The 21,151-nt window shown below is 40.3% G+C and carries 18 protein-coding genes; 11 read left to right on the forward strand and 7 right to left on the reverse strand.

The window, feature by feature from the left end:
* Nucleotides 1-98: 98 nt before the first annotated feature.
* Complete coding sequence (locus R2S57_RS01760; protein ID WP_316843398.1) at nt 99-1,394, reverse strand: carboxypeptidase-like regulatory domain-containing protein; 1,296 nt, start codon at nt 1,392-1,394, stop codon at nt 99-101.
* Complete coding sequence (locus R2S57_RS01765; protein ID WP_316843399.1) at nt 1,387-1,965, reverse strand: sigma-70 family RNA polymerase sigma factor; 579 nt, start codon at nt 1,963-1,965, stop codon at nt 1,387-1,389. The genes R2S57_RS01760 and R2S57_RS01765 overlap by 8 nt, the downstream gene beginning before the upstream one ends.
* A 216-nt stretch (nt 1,966-2,181) precedes the next feature.
* Between R2S57_RS01765 and R2S57_RS01770 the strand changes: the two genes are divergently transcribed.
* From R2S57_RS01770 to R2S57_RS01820, 11 genes are all read left to right on the forward strand, one after another.
* Nucleotides 2,182-2,943 (forward strand): DUF4197 domain-containing protein, encoded by a 762-nt coding sequence (locus R2S57_RS01770; RefSeq protein ID WP_316843400.1) that lies wholly within the window; start codon nt 2,182-2,184, stop codon nt 2,941-2,943.
* A gap of 333 nt (nt 2,944-3,276) precedes the next feature.
* Nucleotides 3,277-4,209, forward strand: coding sequence for a hypothetical protein (locus R2S57_RS01775; protein WP_316843401.1), 933 nt, complete (start codon nt 3,277-3,279; stop codon nt 4,207-4,209).
* 10 nt (nt 4,210-4,219) lie between these two features.
* A complete protein-coding gene (locus R2S57_RS01780) occupies nt 4,220-5,152 on the forward strand; it encodes a 2-dehydropantoate 2-reductase (protein ID WP_316843402.1) in 933 nt (310 codons plus the stop codon).
* A 118-nt stretch (nt 5,153-5,270) separates the two neighbouring features.
* Complete coding sequence (locus R2S57_RS01785) at nt 5,271-5,822, forward strand: RNA polymerase sigma factor (RefSeq protein WP_307524385.1); 552 nt, start codon at nt 5,271-5,273, stop codon at nt 5,820-5,822.
* A 10-nt stretch (nt 5,823-5,832) separates the two neighbouring features.
* On the forward strand, nt 5,833-6,186 hold the full coding sequence (locus R2S57_RS01790) for a hypothetical protein (protein ID WP_316843403.1): 354 nt from the start codon (nt 5,833-5,835) through the stop codon (nt 6,184-6,186).
* Between the two features lie 352 nt (nt 6,187-6,538).
* Entirely contained in the window at nt 6,539-6,805 is a 267-nt protein-coding gene (locus tag R2S57_RS01795) for a hypothetical protein (RefSeq protein ID WP_316843404.1), read from the forward strand.
* A 5-nt stretch (nt 6,806-6,810) separates the two neighbouring features.
* Nucleotides 6,811-7,044: a hypothetical protein gene (locus R2S57_RS01800; RefSeq protein ID WP_316843405.1), complete on the forward strand. Its 234-nt coding sequence runs from the start codon at nt 6,811-6,813 to the stop codon at nt 7,042-7,044.
* Between the two features lie 4 nt (nt 7,045-7,048).
* Nucleotides 7,049-7,441: a hypothetical protein gene (locus R2S57_RS01805; RefSeq protein WP_316843406.1), complete on the forward strand. Its 393-nt coding sequence runs from the start codon at nt 7,049-7,051 to the stop codon at nt 7,439-7,441.
* 51 nt (nt 7,442-7,492) lie between these two features.
* Nucleotides 7,493-7,945 (forward strand): Hsp20/alpha crystallin family protein, encoded by a 453-nt coding sequence (locus R2S57_RS01810; RefSeq protein WP_316843407.1) that lies wholly within the window; start codon nt 7,493-7,495, stop codon nt 7,943-7,945.
* A 176-nt stretch (nt 7,946-8,121) separates the two neighbouring features.
* Entirely contained in the window at nt 8,122-9,342 is a 1,221-nt protein-coding gene (locus R2S57_RS01815; RefSeq protein WP_316843408.1) for a DEAD/DEAH box helicase, read from the forward strand.
* Nucleotides 9,343-9,412: 70 nt separating this feature from the next.
* The gene (locus tag R2S57_RS01820) at nt 9,413-10,324 is read left to right on the forward strand and encodes an AEC family transporter (RefSeq protein WP_316843409.1); all 912 of its coding nucleotides are present in this window, start codon (nt 9,413-9,415) and stop codon (nt 10,322-10,324) included.
* A gap of 299 nt (nt 10,325-10,623) precedes the next feature.
* On the opposite strand, the gene R2S57_RS01825 is transcribed toward R2S57_RS01820, so the two are convergent.
* The 5 genes from R2S57_RS01825 to R2S57_RS01845 form a co-directional block, all read right to left on the reverse strand.
* Nucleotides 10,624-11,817: an aminopeptidase C gene (locus R2S57_RS01825; protein ID WP_316843410.1), complete on the reverse strand. Its 1,194-nt coding sequence runs from the start codon at nt 11,815-11,817 to the stop codon at nt 10,624-10,626.
* Nucleotides 11,818-11,929: 112 nt separating this feature from the next.
* A complete protein-coding gene (locus R2S57_RS01830; RefSeq protein WP_316843411.1) occupies nt 11,930-13,357 on the reverse strand; it encodes an L-serine ammonia-lyase in 1,428 nt (475 codons plus the stop codon).
* A 65-nt stretch (nt 13,358-13,422) separates the two neighbouring features.
* Nucleotides 13,423-14,082: an MgtC/SapB family protein gene (locus R2S57_RS01835; RefSeq protein WP_316843412.1), complete on the reverse strand. Its 660-nt coding sequence runs from the start codon at nt 14,080-14,082 to the stop codon at nt 13,423-13,425.
* A gap of 24 nt (nt 14,083-14,106) precedes the next feature.
* Complete coding sequence (locus tag R2S57_RS01840) at nt 14,107-15,129, reverse strand: PorP/SprF family type IX secretion system membrane protein (RefSeq protein WP_316843413.1); 1,023 nt, start codon at nt 15,127-15,129, stop codon at nt 14,107-14,109.
* Complete coding sequence (locus R2S57_RS01845; RefSeq protein WP_316843414.1) at nt 15,129-21,023, reverse strand: PKD domain-containing protein; 5,895 nt, start codon at nt 21,021-21,023, stop codon at nt 15,129-15,131. Before R2S57_RS01845 ends, R2S57_RS01840 begins: the two co-directional genes overlap by 1 nt.
* Nucleotides 21,024-21,151 lie beyond the last annotated feature (128 nt).

The raw sequence follows: 21,151 nt of genomic DNA on the forward strand, positions 1-21,151 counted from the left end.
AGAGAAAAGGGGGGGTCACAGAGAACACGAGGGCTTATTGTATTTTACCCGCAGTGTAATGGTGCAACGCTTTGTATTCTTGTGGTTAATAAATGAAATTAAAACTTAACGCTGATTTCGACTAAATCAGTTCCTTTTTTAGGCAATACCCAATCCGGACCATCTTGGATAAGCCGTTTCGCTTCAGCATCAGCTTTTTTGTTAAGGGATTTTATCACAGCGATATTGCTAGGCCGCCCGTTCTTTTTAACTTTAAAACTTAAAATCACAAATTGCTCCGGGCCTTTTGCATTGTAAAGCTTATTATTGTTCTCTAAGTATTGCACATAGTTGATGGTAGAAACCGGAATAGGCTTCGTAATGCTATCAGCTGATTTTCCATCCAGGTTCTGTTCTGCACGAAGGGTGATTTTTGGCGCTGCAATATTTTCTTTCTTGCGCCCGTTCGACCCTGTAATCAAGGCAATTTCATTAAGGGATCTATCCCCGGTTAAGGCACTTTTAATCGCGTTAGGATCTTGTAAGCCTGCAACAGGAGCTTCTTTAAAGCCGATGGCATTAATCAACAAGTCTTTGTCCTTTGCATTGCTATCGGCAGGTAACGAAAAATAGCCCTTCGCATCAGTTGCCGTTACATTTTTGGAACCGGCTAGCTTTACAACCGCACCTTGAACGGGTTTACCATTACTTTGATCGACCACGTTACCGCTAAAAAAAATCTTATTTGAAGCAATTGCCGGTGCTGCAGCGATTACAACTTCATTTAATGCACTTTGTTCGGCTTTAGCTTTATAAGCATTATCGTTTTGCGCTTTTGCTACGCTTGCACGATTATATGCTGAAATGCTTTTCGCTTTAACGATTTCCTGCTCAGCAGGTTGAACAAGAGGTTTAGTTTTCGTGTTTTTAGCCAAATCGCCTGTTTTAGCATCTGCAATTGCTTTATCCACTAAAGCTGCACTCGTAGAATTTTGTACAACAGTATCTTTTTTCGGCAAGGTTGAAGCGACAGCTGTTGAGCTATCCAACTGCACCATTACACCTTTCTCTTTTCGTGCAGCAATTTCTGCGTTTCTGCGGTTGGTTTCGCGCATAAAGAACAAAATGCTCACTGCAATAAAAGCTACGGTGGCCGTTGCGGCAATACTTAACCTTTGCGTGGTAATGCCCCAAAGCTTACGTTTTATAGGTTTTTCAGCAACACGGTCGTACAGTTGTTTTTGTAAAATAGAAAGCGTTTGTTTACGTTTTGGCGATTGTTTTAGGCCTTCTAACGCTTCTGCAACGAAAGGATCTTCTAAAGCCTGTCTTTCTACAAAATGCATGGCTTTAGCATCAAGTTTACCATCAAGGTAATCTTCCAGGACATCAATATCTAACCACTCGTTATTCACTACTGTTTTTTTCTATACAAATCTTTAAATTCCGCTTGCCGTTTTGGATGTAACTTTTTACTTTAAGCATATCGTAGCCGGTAATATCGGCCACTTCTTTATAACATTTTTCTTGTAAATAAAATAAATCTACGCTTTTTCGCTGTTCTTCAGGCAAAGTTTCCATACACTTTTCCATAATGGTAAGCTGCGTTTCTTTTGTGTTGTCTATATCCAGATGCACAAACTCGCTGTTTTCCACAAAAGTATCATCTATAGAAACATTATTTTGCTTGGCCGATTTCCGTAATGCCATTAAACAATGGTTCCGCGTTAAAACATGAAGCCAGCTTTTAAAATTCTGCACCTCATATACTTTTAATTTTGTGACCAATTCTTCAAAAATCTGCATTACCGCATCTTTGCTTTGCTCTTCATCTTTAAAGTAGTTTAAGCAAACCCCAAAAACCAAATGCATGTATTTATTGTAAAGCGTACCCAACGCATCCAAATCGCCGGTATTTTTATACTCAGCAATTAATTTGGCATCGTCTTGCTGGGTGTTCCCAGCTGTGGTTTTTATAAATCTCAAAAAAAATGGTAGCTATTTCGAATTATCTTTCAAGTATAAAAAATATTTCTGAGTGATGGGACATAAACTAATTTTTTAGGACTATTAAAGGATAAAATTCTTCTTATCGTAACATTCTTTTTAAAGGGTTTAACATGGTTGCCATTTGCAAAGGCTTATATTTGAGCAATAATGAAAAATGGCAGCTGTTTTGCTCACTACGATTAAACACACAAAATGAAAAGAATCAATATTTTAACGGCATCACTGGCCATGCTGGTATTGGGAAGCTCCAATGTTAGTGCACAGATTAAACTGAGCGATCTATTTAAAAAAGTAACACAAAAACAAGGTGCATCAACAGCTACAACCGGAACGCCCTCTACTTTAGAAATAGGGCAGGGGATTAAGGAAGCCTTACAGATTGGTGTTTCTGCAGGTGCAGATCGGCTTTCGGTTAAGGATGGTTTTTTAGGAAACCTTGCGGTTAAAATCTTAATGCCGCCTGAAGCACAGAAAGTTGAAAGAACATTGCGTGGCATTGGTTTAAACAAACTCTGCGATAATGTGATTGTGAGTCTAAACCGTGCCGCTGAAGATGCCGCTACTGAAGCGAAGCCGATTTTTATCTCCGCCATTAAACAAATGACTTTAACCGATGCCACTAATATCCTTTTAGGAAATAGTGATGCCGCTACAGAATATTTTAAAAGAGTAACCACTTCGCAATTGATGCAAAAGTTTAGCCCGATTGTAACAGCAAGTTTAAGCAAGGTAAACGCCACTAAATATTACAGTGACTTAACTACCCAATATAACCGTTTGCCCTTGGTAAAGCCTGTAAACACAAACCTAACGGAGTATGTTACCCAGAAAGCAATAGATGGTTTATTTGTTGAAGTTGCCAAAGAGGAATTAAAAATCAGGGGCAATTTAAGTTCAAGAAGTACGACCTTATTGCAAAAAGTATTTGGTTACGCGGATAAGAAAAAGATTTAAGCGGTTAGTTGGTTCGTGAGGACACGAACCACGGCAAATTAGGAATTTATAATACTAATCGCCTTGGTCTGTGTCTTCACAGACAAAAATTAATTCTTTGAATAACTATATTGATTTGTGGTTCGTGGAGACACGAACCATGGCAGAGAAAAACTAATTTCCTCGGTCTGTGTCCCCACAGACCGAAATTAGAGCTTATTCATTTTGATTTATGGTTCCCGAATTCTGACAGGAGATCAAATCTATCAAGACAAAGTTTATTTTAAGTAAAATATAGCTTCTGCATGGTTTCCTGAACGACGGAAACAAAAACTATTTGTAAAATTGCACATGATGAATTTCAACAAAGTGTTCGCCTTGGCTTGTATTGCCATTTTAGTTGTATTAACAGCTTGCAATAACAATAAATCAGACGATAATGCAAATAAAGCCGTTTTAGACACTGTTTCTTTAAGCAATAAAAATTTTGCTTTGGCCTATCAGGATGGTGATAAAATTGTTGCAACGAGTATCGATACCATGAAACAGATTTCATTCGGAGGCGCTACAGATCCTGCAATCTCTCCCGATGGTAATAAACTGGCTTATACGCTTAGCGATTCTGTTGGCAATAGATCAATCTGGATTGCCGATATGGAAAACAAAAGCCAGGGGAAACTGCAGGTCAATAACAAGAACTATTATCAGGCCATGTGGTCGGCAGATGGAAGTGCGATTGCCTTCAATATTTTTAACAACAAAAATCTTTGGAAAATAGGGGTAATTAAAACTGATAATTCGGGTTATATCATGCTGGATAGCGCATCTAAGATAAATGTTTATTCACCGACCTGGAAAAATGAAAAAGAAATCATTGGGCAGGATCTTAATAACCTGTACACTTTTGACCTTTCAGGAAAATTGATCGATACCAAACCGATTGCAGGTTTAATTGGTAAAGATTTTTCGATTGCGAGCAGCAATAGTTTCTTTTATACGAAAGATGGACAAAAACTGATATTCAACGCAGGAAACACCGATGTTTTGGGTGGATTAACAGGGCCAAGTGAGGCGGTTTATGTATTGGATTTGGCCACTAAAAAGGTAACACGGATTTCGCCAAAAGGCATCAATGTGCCGTATGTTTTTGTGACGGCCGATGACCGGATTTTTTATAGCGGCGCCGAAAAACCATATACGCAGAGCAAAATATACGTTTCTGATTTAGACGGGAATATTAATACGGTGGTGGATAAAGGAACTCATCCAACGGGAGCATTGAAATAATCTGTTTATCATGAGAAGTAATACAAGAATTGTTATTGTAGGAATTGGTGGCGTAGGTGGTTATTTTGGTGGCTTATTGGCTAAAAAATATACCGATAGCAATGAGGTGGAAATTATTTTTTTTGCCCGTGGCGAACACTTAAATGAGATACAAAGAAACGGTCTTACTATAGTTGATGGTAACGAAAGTTTCACCACCAAACCGCATTTAGCTACCGATGATTATAGCAAAATAGGTCTGGCCGACTACATCATCATCTGTACAAAAAGTTACGATTTAAAACAGACCATCGAAAAGTTAAAACCCCTAATCGATGATAAAACCATATTACTGCCGCTTTTGAACGGTGTGAGTGCCAGTGATGAAATTTTAGCGCTCCTGCCTAATGCAAATGTTTTAAAAGGCTGTGCATTTATCGTTTCCAAAATTAAGTCTCCCGGGGTAATCGAAAATTCTGGCAATGTCCAGAAGTTATCTTTTGGTGTAGATGGTACGCTTAATGATGGGGTTTTATATCTAAAGGAGCTCATGATCAATGCGGATATCGAGGTAACGGTGCCTGATCAAATCTCTACCGCAATCTGGGAGAAGTATATATTTATTTCGCCTACAGCTACCGCTACATCTTATTTTGATACTCCTATCGGAAAAGTGCTTGACGAAAATCTTGATACTGTTTTGAGTTTAATCGAAGAAGTGAAAAAGCTTGCGTTTGCGAAAGGAATAAGCATTAGCGGAGCAATTTCGGATAAAACATTACATACAATGCAGTCGATGCCTTACGGAGTTACGTCATCGATGCACCGCGATTACCTGAATAAAAAACCTGCAACAGAACTGGAATACTTAACTGGATACGTGGTCCGCGAAGCGGAGAAATTTGGTATTTCAACACCAACATACCATAAGTTATATGAAGGGTTACTCAAAAAAGCTCATTAGGGTAAATCGCTAAAAATCAATTGATTTTGCTTGTAACTGCCAATATTATAAAAAAAGTAAAGAAATTTTAAAGTAATATTGAGTTTCATCCGTTTACAGGATTATTAAGCAAAATTTAGTGCCAACAAACGAACCTCAAAATATCATTTCTACAGTTGCCAATTATGGTAAACGCCTGTTCAGTTTCATCCGTGGCCGGGTGAATACAGATGAGGATGCGGAAGATATTTTGCAGGATGTTTGGTTTCAGTTGAGCAACCAGCCCGAAGCCGGTGCCATCGAACAGATTAGCGGTTGGCTTTATCGGGTAGCCAGAAATAAGATTACCGATAAATACCGAAAACAAAAAGAAGAATCGTTAGAAGATTTTACTTTTGAGGGTGAGGATGGCGAAATCAATTTTAAGGAAATTTTACTTGCCGAATCCTTCTCGCCAGAAGAAGAGAGTTTAAAAAAACTATTCTGGGATCAGTTATTTCTGGCCCTTGAGGAACTGCCAGAAAATCAACGCTATGTTTTTGTTCAGAACGAACTTGAGGAACGTACTTTTCAGGAACTGGCCGACGAAAGCGGAGAGAATATCAAAACATTAATATCAAGAAAAGGTTATGCGGTAAAACACCTGCGTAACCGCTTACAAAATTTATATCAGGAATTTATTAACTATTAAATTTGCAGACATGATGAATAGAAATTTTAATCGGCGCAAGAAATTTATTTTCTTTTTACCCGTAGCGGTGCTTATAGCAGCGGTATTGGGTTATGTGGTTATGTTTTTATGGAATTGGATTTTACCTGAAGTGGCACATGCAGGCAAACTAAATTACTGGCAGGCGCTTGGTTTACTGGTGCTGTGCCGATTGCTTTTTGGAAACTTTAATAAGGGTGGCCATGGCAATCATAATGGTTTCCGTGAAAGGGCAAGGAGTATGCGTGCCAAATGGGAGACGATGAACGAAGAAGAAAGGATTAAATTTAAAGAAGAATATAAACGGAGATGTGGCGGATGGGGCCACCACCGAAATAAGGAATAATGAAGAGCCTCGACAAATGTCGGGGCTTTTTGTTTTATTGTCATTCTGAACGCATTCCATGGGTCGGTGGCTCACCCAATGCTATTAAGTTAAGCCCTAGTCACAGGTAAACATAATTTAACCACTAGCTCAATGACATTGGTGGCTCACCAACCGACACCATCTCCTAAAAGATCCTTCGAATATGCTCAGGATAACATCCTGGAGGAAAAATTTCTAAAAGATAAAAAAATCAAAATAATTTAAAGTAAAAATAAAGCTGCTCCGTCTTCCTGTATAAATAACAAAAATAACCAGATGTGTAAGTCAATTTATTAGTAGTGAATTGATTACCATAAAAAAAATAGAGAAGATGAAAAAGATATTAAAAACCATCGGATTCGGGATTGTACTTGGTGCAGCCGCTTTCTTCATACCCTTTGTATTCAAATTTATATTCGCCGTGATGTTAATCGGCTTGATGTTCAGGGTTTTTATCGGTAGAAGACATTACCGTTTCCGCAATCGCTTTAATGAATTCGAAAATCATTACAATCCAATTGTACCGATCGATAACCAATGGTACAGGCCGACCGTGCAAGGCAATGGAACAGTGAACAACATCAACGTAAATTATTAACCGCCATGAGAACCTTTAGAATATTATTGGCCCTTGCTGTAGCAGCAGGAACTTTTTACAGCTTAAATGTATTGGCTGTTCAGAATGGATACCGCGACCGGTTGGATTTTAAAAACAGGCATTACCATGACGATTGTCAGCAAGTGCATGATAGAAACCATAGTTTCAGTCATCACAACAGAAAAGCTGACGATACTATAATTAAGCCAATTGACAGTGTAAATAAAGTAATTAGATAAGATCATGACACAGGTACTTTTTTTAAGCGATCCATCTCAAGCTGATGTTCGTCCGATTTTAGGATTGGCGAATGAGCTGATTACCAAGGGAGAGAAGGTGACTTTTTTCAGCTCGAATGAGTTTAAAGGACCTATAGAGAAGATTGGTGCTGACTTTAAAGCCTATACTCAGGAACTGAACATTTTTCAAGGGAAAAAAGAGGAGGGTGATGAACAGCAACCCAAATCTGGACTGATCAGCGCATTGCTTGAGCCTATGAAATTTATAGATGATATTTTGGTTCAGATCAGAGGCTTGAAGTTTGATTATGCCGTTTTCTCACCTTCATATCCCTATCAAAATATCATTACCCAGCTGTTGGGCATACCAAAAACCGAGCAGGCGGTTTTCAATTAAAATATTGGCTTTTTGCCAATGAATAAATAATAATAATTAAAATCAAATACAATGTACAACAAAGATAGATGCCATTCTGGCAAGATGCATAGCCGTTTTGGCTCAGGAGAGGGAAGATTTGGAAGGCACTTTGGCGGGCCTTTTGGTCACCATAAATTTGGGATGTTTAACCAGGGCTTTAGAAAAGTACCCGTTAACATCGAAGAAACAGAAAACAGTTTTATCATCGAACTTTTTGCACCCGCATTAATTAAGGAGCATTTAAAGGTGCTTACCAAAGATGATGTGTTAAGCATTACTTACCAGCCTAAAGAAGAAGTGGATGCTGCAAAAAAATACAGCCGCAGAGAATACAGCAACGGAAGTTTCGAAAGAGCTTTCGGTTTAAACGGGAAGGTTTTATCAGATGATATTTCAGCGCACTATGCTGATGGAATTTTAAAGGTTACGTTACCTAAAAACCCTGAAACGAATACACCAGAAAAAGATATTCTGGTAGACTAAGTTTCGTCTATTATAATTTCCAGGCCCCAATTGTTTACAACAGTTGGGGCTTTTTTGTTTTAATGTATAAAGACCCCGAAATTTACCTTACAGTTATTTAACAACCTATATTAAAATGCAGTTTGCTATTAGCCGTATTTTAAGGTACTTTTGCTAAAAGACATAAACACAATAGATTGAATTTTAACGACTTTAATTTTAACCCCGATTTATACGAAGGCTTAATGGCCATGGGGTATAAAAGCGCTACTCCAATACAAGAACAAGCTATTCCGGTAATTTTAGACAATCACGATCTGATTGCCTGTGCTCAAACCGGAACCGGAAAAACGGCTAGCTATCTTTTGCCCGTAATGGATAAAATTAGCAAAGCTGCTGACAGACATAACAATACCCTGATTTTAGCGCCAACGCGTGAGCTTGCTCAACAGATTGATTTACAGGTAGAAGCCTTGGCTTATTTTACCAATATCAGTTCTTTGGCGGTTTACGGTGGCGGAGATGGTATTGCTTACGAGCAACAAAAACGCTCGATGCGCGATGGGGTAGATATTATTATTGCAACACCTGGCAGGTTAATGGCGCACTTATCATCTGGTGTGTTAAAACTGGAACATTTGCAGCATTTAATATTAGATGAAGCGGATCGAATGTTAGATATGGGTTTCTACGACGATATTATCCGTATCATTAGCTATTTGCCTAAAAAAAGACAAACGCTTTTATTTTCAGCCACAATGGCGCCGAAAATAAGGACAATGGCGGGCAAGATTTTGCATGAGCCAAAACAGATTACCATTTCGATAGCTAAACCAGCCGAAGGAATTGATCAACAAGCCTACAATATCCACGATCAACAGAAACAAGCTTTATTGACCGATATTTTTAAAAGCGGACAATACAAAAGCAGTATCATTTTTGTTTCTACTAAAGAAAAAGTAAAAGCTTTATACAAAACATTTAAGGGTTTGGGCATTAAAGCCGAAGCTTTTCACTCTGATTTAGGTCAGAAAGAACGGGAAGATATTTTATTGGCTTTCAAAAACCGCAGGTTGCCGATTTTGATCGGAACAGATGTTCTATCCCGCGGGATTGATGTTGAAGGTATTGATTTGGTGATTAACTACGATGTTCCGGGCGATCCTGCCGATTATGTACACCGTATTGGCCGTACAGCAAGGGCCGCTACAAAAGGAACAGCTATTACTTTGGTGAATGGCAGAGATAAGCGGAAGTTTGATAACATCGAGAAACTGATCGAAAAAGAAGTTCCACGCATGCCTTTACCAGAAAGTATAGCTGCAATGGAAATTACCCACGTTGAAGAAAAAAGACCTCAGCATAACGGCAAGAAAAAGGTTTGGCACAAAAAGAAAAAACCAAAACCTTCCGCTTAAATGATTCGAAACGCCATAAGTACAAATCTTATTGGCGTTTTTCTTTTATAGATTATCTTTGCACCACTCCATGGTAAATTTCATTCTTATCGGTTTATGCATTTTAGCGGGGATTCTTTTCAGAAAACGTAAATCGCTACCCAAAGATGCACACAAAGGCATCAATGCCTGGATCATCTACATTGCATTACCCGCAGTTTCTTTTAAATACCTGCCACATATTGCCTGGACTAAAGATCTGTTGTTCCCTGCCTTTGCACCCGTATGCATATGGATATTTGGTTGGTTATTTATTACAATCTACAGTCGCATTACCAATATTAGCAAGGCAACTTCAGGCGGATTAAAGTTAACCAGTTCATTAAGCAACACGTCATTTGTTGGTTTTCCTTTAATTGTAGCTTATTTTAGCGAAAAAGAACTGGCTATTGCCATCATCTGCGATCAGGTTACCTTTACGCTTTTATCTACTATTGGTATTATTGTGGCCATCCGTTCGTCGCAAAACCAAAAGTTAAGTCCGAAATTGGTGCTTAAAAAAGTATTGACCTTCCCGCCACTTATTGGTTGCGTTCTGGCATTAAGTGTTCCGCATTTTATTGATGTTTCTGCGCTCGATCCATTGTTTGATAAACTGGCAGGTACAGTTGGCCCATTAGCTTTGTTTTCGATCGGCTTACAGCTAAAATTTGGGGGTTGGTTTGGCGAACTGAAACACATCAGCTTTGCGCTATTGTATAAATTAATTCTAGCGCCTTTGGTGGTGCTGCTGATTGCACTTGTTTTGGGCATGAGCGGAACGATTACCAAAATAACCATTTTCGAAATGGCGATGCCAACGTTGTTAACTGCTGGCGTGGTGGCCGATCAATACAACCTTAACCCTAAGCTTTCAAATCTGGTGGTAGGGATCGGGATATTGCTTTCATTTATCACCACAGGTTTATGGTGGCTGGTGCTGAATTATTCAGGGCTAGTATAATGTTTATCTTTTTTTACCACAGAAACTACAGAGAAAATACACGAAGATCACAGAGACTTATCTGTTTTAACCACAGATAAAAAGGATGGACACAGATAGGACTTTGGTTTAATTATAGAAGTCACCCTGAGCGGAGTCGAAGGGCCCTTTCTTAAGGCACTGATTATACTCATTTTGCTCCCATTTAATCTTCGACTATCATTACTTTGTGTTCCTCTGTGTAAAACCCGTTGAGCGCTGTGGTTAACAAAAAAAGCCGCAAAATTTCTTCTGCGGCTCATTAAATGATTTATGTTTAATTATAAAGCTAATTTTTTCGAAATTGCGGTTGGGATACCTGCTTTGTTTAATAAAATAGCTGTTGTTTTATACTTAACGTAGTTTTTGGTTACATATAAATAGCCTTTATAATCATTGCTTGCTCCCCAAGAATTCTTTACGATATAATATTCTTTGCCATTCTGATCTTTTGCTAAACCAACAATATGCATCCCATGGTCATCAGTGGTTTGGTAATTGTCGAAAGCCAATTGGCGGTTTTCCTGGGTAATTTCCATTTCTGGCTGCGGACCATTAAACATCTCTGCTTTTTGTTTCATCGTCATGTCTGAGAAAGGTGTTTGTGGTACAAAAGCAACACCGTTTTTCCAGCTGAAGTTTTTCTCGCTTACATCGGTAGCCCAGGCAACGGTATAACCACCTTTTAAAGCATTGTCTATAATATCGGTTAACTCGTTTACCTTTACATTGTAAACCTGATCAAACGACCAGTTATCGGGTACCAATAAAGTAAATTTGCTGTAGAAAGGGTGGTCGTTAAATGAAGAGAGTTCTACATAGTTATCTGCATTTAAACCCACAACTTCCTGTGCGAAAGTTTTTGGTGTATATTTTTTGCCATTGTAAGTAAAATTTTCCGGTACAGCGCCTAAATAAGCATCAATTACACCTGTATAAGCTTTTAACCAGTTTGGCGTTAACTCTCCGTTCGAATTTTTTACAACCGCTTCTAAAACGCCTTTTTCAATATCGCCAAGCTCTGCTGTTTTATTTATTTTAGTACCGTAGTTTAAACCCGTGTACACGTCCTGCGGAACTGCACCGTATTTTCTGTACATATTAATTACATCATGTAAAGCACCACCATCGCCTAAAGATACAGCGCCATGCATACGCACATAATTTTTACCTTTTTCTACATAAGCATTGCGGGCAGAAAAAAGCTGGGATAAAGTTACAGGCTGTTTACCTGCTTTGATCATTTCTGATTCTAAGAATGAGTTGGTAGAATAACTCCAGCAGGTACCAGAAGAACCCTGGTTTTGAACCGGAGTATTTGCAAGATTAATCAATTCAGTGAACTTGAAAGAGGCTGCACTGTTTTCGCTTTGGTTGTTTTTTAAAGAATTAACAAGATTGTCTTGACCATAAGTTGCCGATATAGAAAACGACAAAGCCAAACCAATCACACTTAATTTTGTGTAGTTGATCATTTTTTATGAATAATGTTTAAAATTGAGCGAATGTAGAAATTGTTGCTGATTTGCGCTCAGAAAGTTTGTAATAAATCGATAACATTAGTCATTTTATTGCAACAAAGTTGAATTAACATTCTGGCAAACTGATCGGAATATTGGTTGCTAAGCCGCCATCGGACGTTTCTTTGTATTTGGCATTCATATCCAGGGCGGTTTCCCACATGGTGTTTACCACCGCATCTAAACTCACTTTTGCCTTATCAGGATTACTTTGTAGCGCCAACTGACTGGCAGTAATAGCTTTGATTGCACCCATAGTATTTCGCTCAATACAAGGGATTTGTACCAGGCCACCGATCGGATCGCAGGTTAAGCCCAGGTGATGCTCCATGGCAATTTCTGCAGCCATTAAAACCTGCCTTTGTGAGCCACCTAAACATTCGGTTAACGCTGCAGCAGCCATGGCAGAGGAAACGCCAATTTCGGCCTGACAGCCACCCATTGCGGCTGATATAGTTGCCCCTTTTTTGAAAATACTCCCTATTTCTGAAGCACAGGCAATAAACTGGATGATTTTTTCTTCAGAATAACCATCGCAAAAGGTGATAAAATATTGTAGTACAGCCGGAATTACCCCTGCGGCACCATTGGTAGGAGCAGTTACTACCCGGCCAAAAGAGGCATTTTCTTCATTAACGGCTAAAGCAAAACAGCTTACCCAGTCTAAAGTATAATTAAAGCCATTACCACCTTTTCTAATTGCTTCTACCCAGGTATCGTAATTTGAATATTGGCTTTTAGCCATTAACCGTTTGTTTAGTGGAAAAGCTCTTCTTGCAACATTCAAACCGCCAGGCAAAAAACCGGTAGTGTGGCAGCCACGGTAAATACAATCGCGCATTACGGCAAAATGTTGTAATATGCCTTTTTTTGTCTCTGCTTCGGTACGCCAGGCCAGTTCGTTTTCCATCACGATTTCACTCACTTTTAAACCGGTTGATAAACACCAGTGTAAAAGTTCTTTTGCTTTTTCTATTGGAAAGGGGAGGTCTACCTGAACTTTTTTACTATTGTCTTCGCCTTCTTTTACCACAAAACCACCACCTATAGAATAATAGGTTTCAGAAAATGCTTTTCCATTTGTTAAAAATGCCTGAAAGGTAACCGCGTTCGGGTGAAAGGGTAAACTCTCCGCAAATAGGAAAAGCAAGTCGTTAGTGTAATCGAAATCGATAAGCAAATGACCGGCAAGATTTAGTTTTTTATCGCTTTGGATGCTTTCGAAAGTTGGAGTAACCGCATCTACATCAAAAGTTACAGGGTCTGCTCCTGTTAAACCAAGCAGGATCGCCACATCCGTTCCGTGGCCTTTACCTGTTTTGGCCAGTGATCCATAAAGCAATATTTTTATACCTTCTACATCATCAATCAAGTTGTTTTGAGCAAGTGAAGCTGTAAATTGTTGGGCAGCGCGCCAAGGGCCTAAGGTATGTGAACTGGATGGGCCGATGCCTATTTTAAAAATATCGAAAACTGAAATCTGTTCCTTGATCATTATGAATATAGTTACACAAAGCTATGATTGTTTTATGATTTTGGATAAATTAATTTTCGTTGCTGTTAAAAATCAAACTCTATAATATCATCATCTTTAAGCATACGCTCCACAAATTTCTGATGGTTCTGCGGCGTTCCGGTAGCTACCCAGTTTCCGGTGATAATATTATCAACCAATTGATGTTTGCCGCGTTGTGGTTTTAGTTTACTCTCGCGGAAAACTTCTTCGTAGCTTTCTAAATTACCGTGTGTATGTTGTCTTTTAACAATGCGGTAAATCCTTTTGGTAAAACGGCGATCACCGATTTCTTCTAAAAACGGGAAAATAATTAAGGCCAATAAAACCACAATGGTAACACCTACGGCTTGTTCATAGTAACCGGAGCCTACGGCCATCCCGATAGCCGCAACAATCCAGATAATACAGGCGGTTGTAAGACCTTTCACCCGGTTTTCTTCTTTAAAAATTACGCCTGCACCTAAAAAACCGATTCCGGTAACAATATTCGAGGCAATGCGATCCTGGCTGGTTGGTCCGATTTTGATCGATAGGATGGTAAATAAGGTAGCACCTAAACCAATCATCATCATGGTTTTGAGGCCCGCAGATTTACTTCTGTATTCGCGTTCAGCGCCGATTATGCCACAAAGCAGCGTAGCCAATAAAAATTTATTGATTTCACTCTGTGTGATGAAATGCGTTTTATCTAAGAAATCATCCATTGCCTTGAAATTATAAAAGGCAAATTAATAAAAATCATAACATCTTAAGCCATTTGACCTGCCGCCGTTTGAACTATTCGGAAAATATTTTTCGTAACCTACACCAATCTCGGATGTTCCGCTGGTATTGGTGTAGTTAATTTTAGAGGTTGTAGCATCATGGCTGATGCCCAATCTGAATTTTTCGCCATTGGTGCGCCTGTTGAAAATATCAAAGATGACAGAAAAAACAACGGCGTCGCTTCCGTTCGAAGTGCCATCGTTGCGGTACCAGATCCCTGCATTTATTCCCGCATATTTATATTGCATGCCTACACTTAAAGATTTTACATTCCCTTGTTTGTAAGCTACAATTGAAGGGATGAGGTAATTTCCATCGCGATCATATTCATCTGGCACGAGGGTAAGTTTATAACTTAAATTCCCCGAAATACGCAGGGGTAATTTGGCCTGAAAGCCCGATAGCGATTCGTCTGGTCGGTTAAGATGGTGTGCCGCAAGCCCCATCATAAATTTTCCTACCACCAGATTTGCGCCAGCGTTAGCGTCAAAATAAAATCGACTATCAATGCTTGGTCGTTCGGCACCTGAAACACTTCCTGGAATATAACCTGTATTGATATCAATCTGATCCCCAAACACCAACTTATCCCAGTTTAGCTTTTGATTGGTAATGCCGCCCTGCAATCCAAATGATAACGCAAAGTCATCCCCACCGATAATGTAAGCATAACTTACCGCAATATTATTTTTAACGAGATAGGCTGTACCCTCGCTGCTGCGGTTAAAGATGATTCCAATGCCACTGTTTAACCTCCGTAGGTTGAGGTCGCCAGAGGCTGTCATATACGAGTAATCACTCGCCAAGCCAGTCCATTGGTTGCGGTAAAGTGCATTAAACCTGATATCGCCCTCAAATTGGCCGGTTAACGCCGGATTTAAGTAAATTGGGGCGTTGTAAAACTGCGAATAAATATGATCCTGTCCTAACGAGATCGTTGGCAGTAGCATTATTGCAAACAAAAATAATATAATCCTTCTCCTCATTATCTTATTAAATATATTACGCCCGTTTTTTTTGGTGGAGATGAATCGTAAGTCATCCCTTTCCAATCGCTGCCATTAATGAATTTGAGATCTACTTTCCAGTAGTAAACGCCCTGTGGTTGTTCTTGCCCTTTATAAGTGCCATCCCAGCCCTCCAAAGGTGCACCATCATCTAGTTTGCTTGTTTCCCATAATACCTGCCCCCATTTATTAAAAACAGACATCTGCCATTCTTTTATTCCACGGCCTTTTGCTTTAAAAATCTTAACCTCATTTTTCGTACTTGCGGGCATAAATGAATTCGGAATGTTCAGCTGGCCTGGTACACCAATGATTCTTACGGATTGGAAGGTGCTGGAAGTACAGCCTTCTTTGTTGAGCACGTTAAGGGTTACATTATAAGCGCCCTCGTTGGCATAGGTATGGCTTGGGTTTTGTAAGGTAGATACCGATCCATCGCCGAAGGTCCAGGCCCAGCTAACCGCGTCAGTGCTGATATCTTTAAAGCCAAAGCTATAGTTTGGAATAGAAGTTTCGCTCCCTGGGGAAACGCTGAAGTTGGCCACAATTGGTGGTACAATATGGATAAAATCGGCTATTGTGGTGGTATTGGTGCAAGTTTGTGCATTGGTAGTGCTTAAAGTAACCGCATAATTTATGTTTGATCCGGTATAGGTATGTTGAGGCTCAAACTCATTTGAGGTTGGGGAGCCGTCACCAAAATCCCATAGATAGCCTACCGCACCAACACTCGTATTTTTAAATTTAACAATAAGATTGGTACAGCCAGATGTTTTATCGGCGCTGAAACTTGCTGTGGGTTGAGCAAGCACCGTTACAGTTTCAGTCGTGAAGTTTTTCGAACAATCATTTCCTGCATCCAATTTGATCGTGTATTTCCCTGGTTTTGTAAATGTGTAAGGAAAAACGCCTGTTGTGTTGGAAAATGCGCTTGAAATCTCACCTGTATCCTCATTGGTAAAAGTGTAAACAAATCTATTTGCTCCGCTCGAATTATTCACAAAGTTTACTTTGAAAGGTGCACAGCCTTTTTTCTCATTCCCGTTTACCACCAGTTCTGCGATCACGTTATTTGGTGAAACCACGATGGTGTGACTTGATGAACTTGTTCCACAAGCATTTTTAGCTGTCATGGTTACGATAAAATTCTTAACCACAAGTGTACTAAAGGTATGGCTTACTGTTCTTCTATCCGGAACATCAACTGGCATAGCGCCATCGCCAAAATCATAGGTGTAAATGGTACCTGCACTTTCAGGAGAGGTATTGCTAAAGTTGACAAGCAGATCTGAACAACCCGTAGTTTTATCTGGAGAAAATACAGAAACAGGTTTTGCATGCACAATAACAGTAGCCGTTTTTATAATCGGCGGGCCGCATGGCACGGTGGTTTCTAAAGTAATATCGTAAACGATATCTTTTCCTGAGGCATCGGCCTGGAAGGTTACTGCTGGCGGTTGCGCTAAATTTGACGTTACACCATTGCCAAAACTCCATTTGTAGGTGGCTCCCGAAAGTGGCGTGGTGGTGTTGGTAAAAGTAACATCAACAGGGCCACAACCTGCTGTTGTGCTTTGTGTAAAAGATGGTGTAATTACAGGCAACGTACTAAAATTTATACTTTTCTCATCGGTATTACAACCCAAACTACTGGTCACAACAAGTTTTATCGATACCGTTTCGTTCCCGTTTAATAACGTGTAACCAGGGAATGTTGGGCCGGTTCCGATTTGTACATTATTGGCAAACCAGGTGTAAACACTGTTTCTGTCTGGATATGAAGTAGCGGCAACGTTGTTCGCATCCAAAACGAAAGGTGCACAGCCAACATTGTTATTATAGGTGATTTCTGCTTTGGCATGTGGATTAACCGTGATTTTAACTTGATTACTTAAATTATTGCTACAAGCCCCACTGCTTACAGAACGCCTGTAAAAAACGGTAGCTGTTGGGGTCGGTGGTGTAAAGCTTACGCCTGTTGCACCCAATACATCGCTCCAGGTGGTGCCATCTGAGCTTGATTGCCATTGATAAGTATATACACCACTACCACCACTGGGCAGAGCGCCTGTTAAAGTTGTTGCTGCTGTACCAATACAGATATTTTGATCAGCAGATATCGTATTATTGGTTAAAGCCGGTAAAACAGTAACCTGTATCGAATTACTGATAGACGTACAAATCGTACTATTCACCAATCGTCTAAAATAGGTTGATAAGCTTACCATCAAAGTTAGATCCTTGTTGGTGGCGGTTGGAATATTTAGCCAGGTATTTCCATCTGCACTGCTCTGCCATTGATAAGCAAATGTACCCGTTCCTCCAGTTGGGGTATCACCGATAATGGTAATACTTTGTCCTGAACAGGTAGCTGCCATTACAGGATTGATATTGTTGGTAACGGGTGGGTAATAGATTACAGTTACATCATCTACAGAAGGAGGACAGCCATTGAAACCAGAAATAGTCCACCTGAAGGTGTAGGTTTGCCCGGGAACTAAGCCGCTTACCGTTGTATTGTATAACGTGTGGTCCGTGATGAGGATACCTGTTTGCGCAGAGACTAATGTCCACAAACCGGTATTCGGAGCAGGCTTATTTCCGTTTAAGGTAATGCCGTTTCCACTACATAAATTTTGATCTGAACCTGCATTTGCGGCAACGGTTCCCGGGTTTACCGTAATGGTGGTAGCGGTTGATGTTGCTTCTGCACAACTACCACTTTGTACTACCGCCCTATATTGTGTAGTGAGGCTAAGGTTAGCAAATACATAAGGGTTTGCAGTTGAGGTAATGGTAGACCAGGTAATGCCGTTATCGATAGATCTTTCCCAGCGGATCACATTTCCAACTTGTCCGGTTAAATTGATGTTTCCGCCATTGATGCCAGCACAAACATTTACGGCGCCATTGGTTGTTCCGCCTACGCTGAGTGGGTTAACCGTGATCTGTACATCGTCACTAAAGGTTGAGCAGCCACCATCACTTATTGTCCATCTAAAAGTATAAGTATGTCCTGCCTGCAAACCAGAAACTGCTGTATTGCCCTGTGTATCATTTGCAAACGTTATAGTTGTAGGCGCAACAACGATAGCCCACTTTCCCGTGCCTACCACCGGTGTGTTTCCTTTTAAGGTGTAAATAGTCGCATTACAGATGGCTTCATCCGGGCCTGCGTTTGCCAGTGTTGCACTTGGTAAAACTGTTATGGTGATGGTAGCTGGCGAGCCTGGACAGCCGTTTGTAGATATTGGCGTAATGGTATAGGTTACTGTACCCGATGTTGTACCCGAATTGCTTAAAATATCGTTAATCAATGTGGCTGCTGAGGCTACTGCTCTATTGCTATTGCCTGTTATTGCCCCTGTTGCCGTACTAGTATAGGTATAGTTTATGTCAGGCAGATTTGTCGATAGGGTAATGGCCGATGAAGTGGCATTACAAATGCTTAGACTGGCTGCGATTGGTGTTACAATCGGGTTTGGTTTAACCGTAACGAGCAAGGAGAATGGCGTTCCGTCGCAACCATCTAGATGTGGCGTTATAGTATACGTAACGCTCGCATCTGCATTGAGGTTGGTATTCGTGAGTATATCATTAATATTGTCTGTTCCACTTGTGGCATAACCGGAAGCTGATGCTGTTCCGGTGGCTGTCCAGGTATAATTGACCCCCGATACCGCAGAAGTCGGGATGTAAGCTACGCTGTTATCCGTGCAAATGATTTTATTGTTCGCACTTGTTAAACTGATGTTGGGTTTTATTTTTAAAATAATGTCATCATCAATCTGGTTGCAAGGTGCGGCCAAGGCTGTAGTTACCCTCAATTGTAAGGTAACGGTACCTGCTGCTTTTTCGGCTGCAGTGGGGGTATAAGTTGCATTTAAAACATTTCGGTTAGGTGTAAATGTTCCTAGTCCTCCAATCCAGTTTTGTGTAGTTATTGCACCTGTTACATTACCGCTTAAAATAAAACTTGGCTCATTAAAACAAATGCTTTGATCTCCTCCTGCATTCACAACCGGGGCCGTACTAAAGGTTAGTTTCTGGGTATCGCTTGCTGTACCACAATTGTTTTTATGCGTAACCGTAATGGTATAAGTATCATAACTGTCAAATTTGATAGATGGAAATTTGGTATTGGCCGTTGTACCCCCGGTAAAGCTGTAAGTGCCAGCGCCAGATGGCGTAACAGTCCAGGTATACGTATCTGCTAAATCTTTAGTGGTGCCCGTAATCAGCGTTTTGGTTGGTCCTGTTGTGGTATTGTTAAAATCGTAGGTAGATAAATTACAAAGTGTAATATCGGGCGAAAGTGTAGCTGTTGGACTTTCATTTACCACAACAGTTTGCGGCTGACTGGCAATCACCCCACAGGATGGAGTGGTAATATTTAGTATAATGGTATAAGTGCCTGGATTGGTAAAATTGAATACCGGTGTTTTGCTCGTTGCGCTTGTACCACCAGTAAAACCTACTGCAGGAGTAACCGACCAAAAATAGCTGTTGGCAGCTTCGCAGGTATTATCTAAAACAGAAAGATCGGTAGCTTGTAATGTTGTTCCTGCGCAAATGGTAGCCGAGGGCAGACTAAATGCTGGCTTAGGTGCATCCTGGATGCAGATGGTATGCTCTACCGGATCGGCATTACAGGTACCAGAACTAATTGATTCCAACCGGATAATGTGTGAGCCATGGGTAGGGAATTGATGCACCAGGTTATAAGAGCGCGGCTTATTTACGGCAATTGGTACTCCATCAATAAACCAGTTATACGTGACCATATTGGGCGTACAGCCCGGGGTATTGGTATTTGGGTTTTCTCCCGAAAGAGAAGTATTAACAAAAGTAATGTCGCTATTGGTACAGCCTGGTGTATTAAAAGCAAAATCGTTTATCGGTTTTACCACTACCTTAGCAGATGAAGATACGGGTGTGCCTATTGTGCCACAAAAAGTATTTGATACATTGATAGATACATCAAAAGCATTATAAATTGTTCCCGCACTTGATGTTGAAACACTTCCACAAGATGATCTTGTATAAGGATGTGTTACTTTGCCACCATCATTAACAATTTCGCAAAGGGTATATACGGATGTGGTTTGATCGCCCCAAACGACGGTATAAATATCGCCTGGAAAATTGTTTTGAATGCCTGAGGTTGAAGATACATCTACATTAAATGTGAGCAAACCCAACGGTAAGCAAACTACTGTATTACCCGAATTGGCAAAAGCAGTTATTGTTTTATTATTGACGATCAGATAAGCCTTGGTTGCAACGGTACCATCGGGCATTACCGCTTTGGTGTAAACCGTGTAATGTGCCTGTTGAGCGATAAATGGTTGTATCGGGGTCGGGAAATTGATCACCGTTGCACTTCCACCACTTAATTCGTTTGTGATGGCTGCGGTTACTGTACTATTTGCCGTAGACTCATTGTTCAGGAAAAAAGAATTATCGGGTTTGCTGACACAGGTACCAAAAGTCTCAGTGTTATTGGCATTTAAATAGTTCGAAGTTAGTTTAGCCTCAACAGGCGCCCCGGCTTTAACGGTAAAGGCGGTTGAGGCTGCGCTTACCGATACAGGATCGGTAGATTTTACCCTTACCCTGTAGCCTGTGCCCGCGGCAAGGCCAGAAGGAATGATGCCATTAACATAGGTGCTATAAAAACTGTTATAACTGCCTATAAGTGTTTCGGTGCCGAAATTTCCGTTTTGATCGGAAAGATAGAGTTGGAATTGATTGCCTTGTGATATACAGGTAGTGGGTACTGTAAAAGGCACAGCAATGGTACTGCCGGGAGTAAATGGTCCCGGATCTACCGTACCAATATTCACCTGGGCTAAACTTGTTGACGTGTGCAAAAATGCCCCAAAAAACAGGACAAAAAAAAGCCATTTCCTTTTACAACGAATCTTCATAAATCTCTAACACTAGGGAATGATTTTATTGCGTTCCGCAAGCGAGTTAGTTAAACTTGCTTTGATCCAAT

The sequence above is a fragment of the Pedobacter psychrodurus genome, from assembly GCF_032678585.1.
GTDB classification, from domain to species: domain Bacteria; phylum Bacteroidota; class Bacteroidia; order Sphingobacteriales; family Sphingobacteriaceae; genus Pedobacter; species Pedobacter psychrodurus_A.

Coding starts and splice junctions, on each gene's coding strand:
- R2S57_RS01770 (WP_316843400.1), top strand. CDS start 2,182: ATGAAAAGAATCAATATTTTAACGGCATCACTGGCCATGCTGGTATTG.
- R2S57_RS01775 (WP_316843401.1), top strand. CDS start 3,277: ATGAATTTCAACAAAGTGTTCGCCTTGGCTTGTATTGCCATTTTAGTT.
- R2S57_RS01780 (WP_316843402.1), top strand. CDS start 4,220: ATGAGAAGTAATACAAGAATTGTTATTGTAGGAATTGGTGGCGTAGGT.
- R2S57_RS01790 (WP_316843403.1), top strand. CDS start 5,833: ATGATGAATAGAAATTTTAATCGGCGCAAGAAATTTATTTTCTTTTTA.
- R2S57_RS01795 (WP_316843404.1), top strand. CDS start 6,539: ATGAAAAAGATATTAAAAACCATCGGATTCGGGATTGTACTTGGTGCA.
- R2S57_RS01800 (WP_316843405.1), top strand. CDS start 6,811: ATGAGAACCTTTAGAATATTATTGGCCCTTGCTGTAGCAGCAGGAACT.
- R2S57_RS01805 (WP_316843406.1), top strand. CDS start 7,049: ATGACACAGGTACTTTTTTTAAGCGATCCATCTCAAGCTGATGTTCGT.
- R2S57_RS01810 (WP_316843407.1), top strand. CDS start 7,493: ATGTACAACAAAGATAGATGCCATTCTGGCAAGATGCATAGCCGTTTT.
- R2S57_RS01820 (WP_316843409.1), top strand. CDS start 9,413: ATGGTAAATTTCATTCTTATCGGTTTATGCATTTTAGCGGGGATTCTT.
- R2S57_RS01825 (WP_316843410.1), bottom strand. CDS start 11,817: ATGATCAACTACACAAAATTAAGTGTGATTGGTTTGGCTTTGTCGTTT.
- R2S57_RS01830 (WP_316843411.1), bottom strand. CDS start 13,357: ATGATCAAGGAACAGATTTCAGTTTTCGATATTTTTAAAATAGGCATC.
- R2S57_RS01835 (WP_316843412.1), bottom strand. CDS start 14,082: ATGGATGATTTCTTAGATAAAACGCATTTCATCACACAGAGTGAAATC.
- R2S57_RS01840 (WP_316843413.1), bottom strand. CDS start 15,129: ATGAGGAGAAGGATTATATTATTTTTGTTTGCAATAATGCTACTGCCA.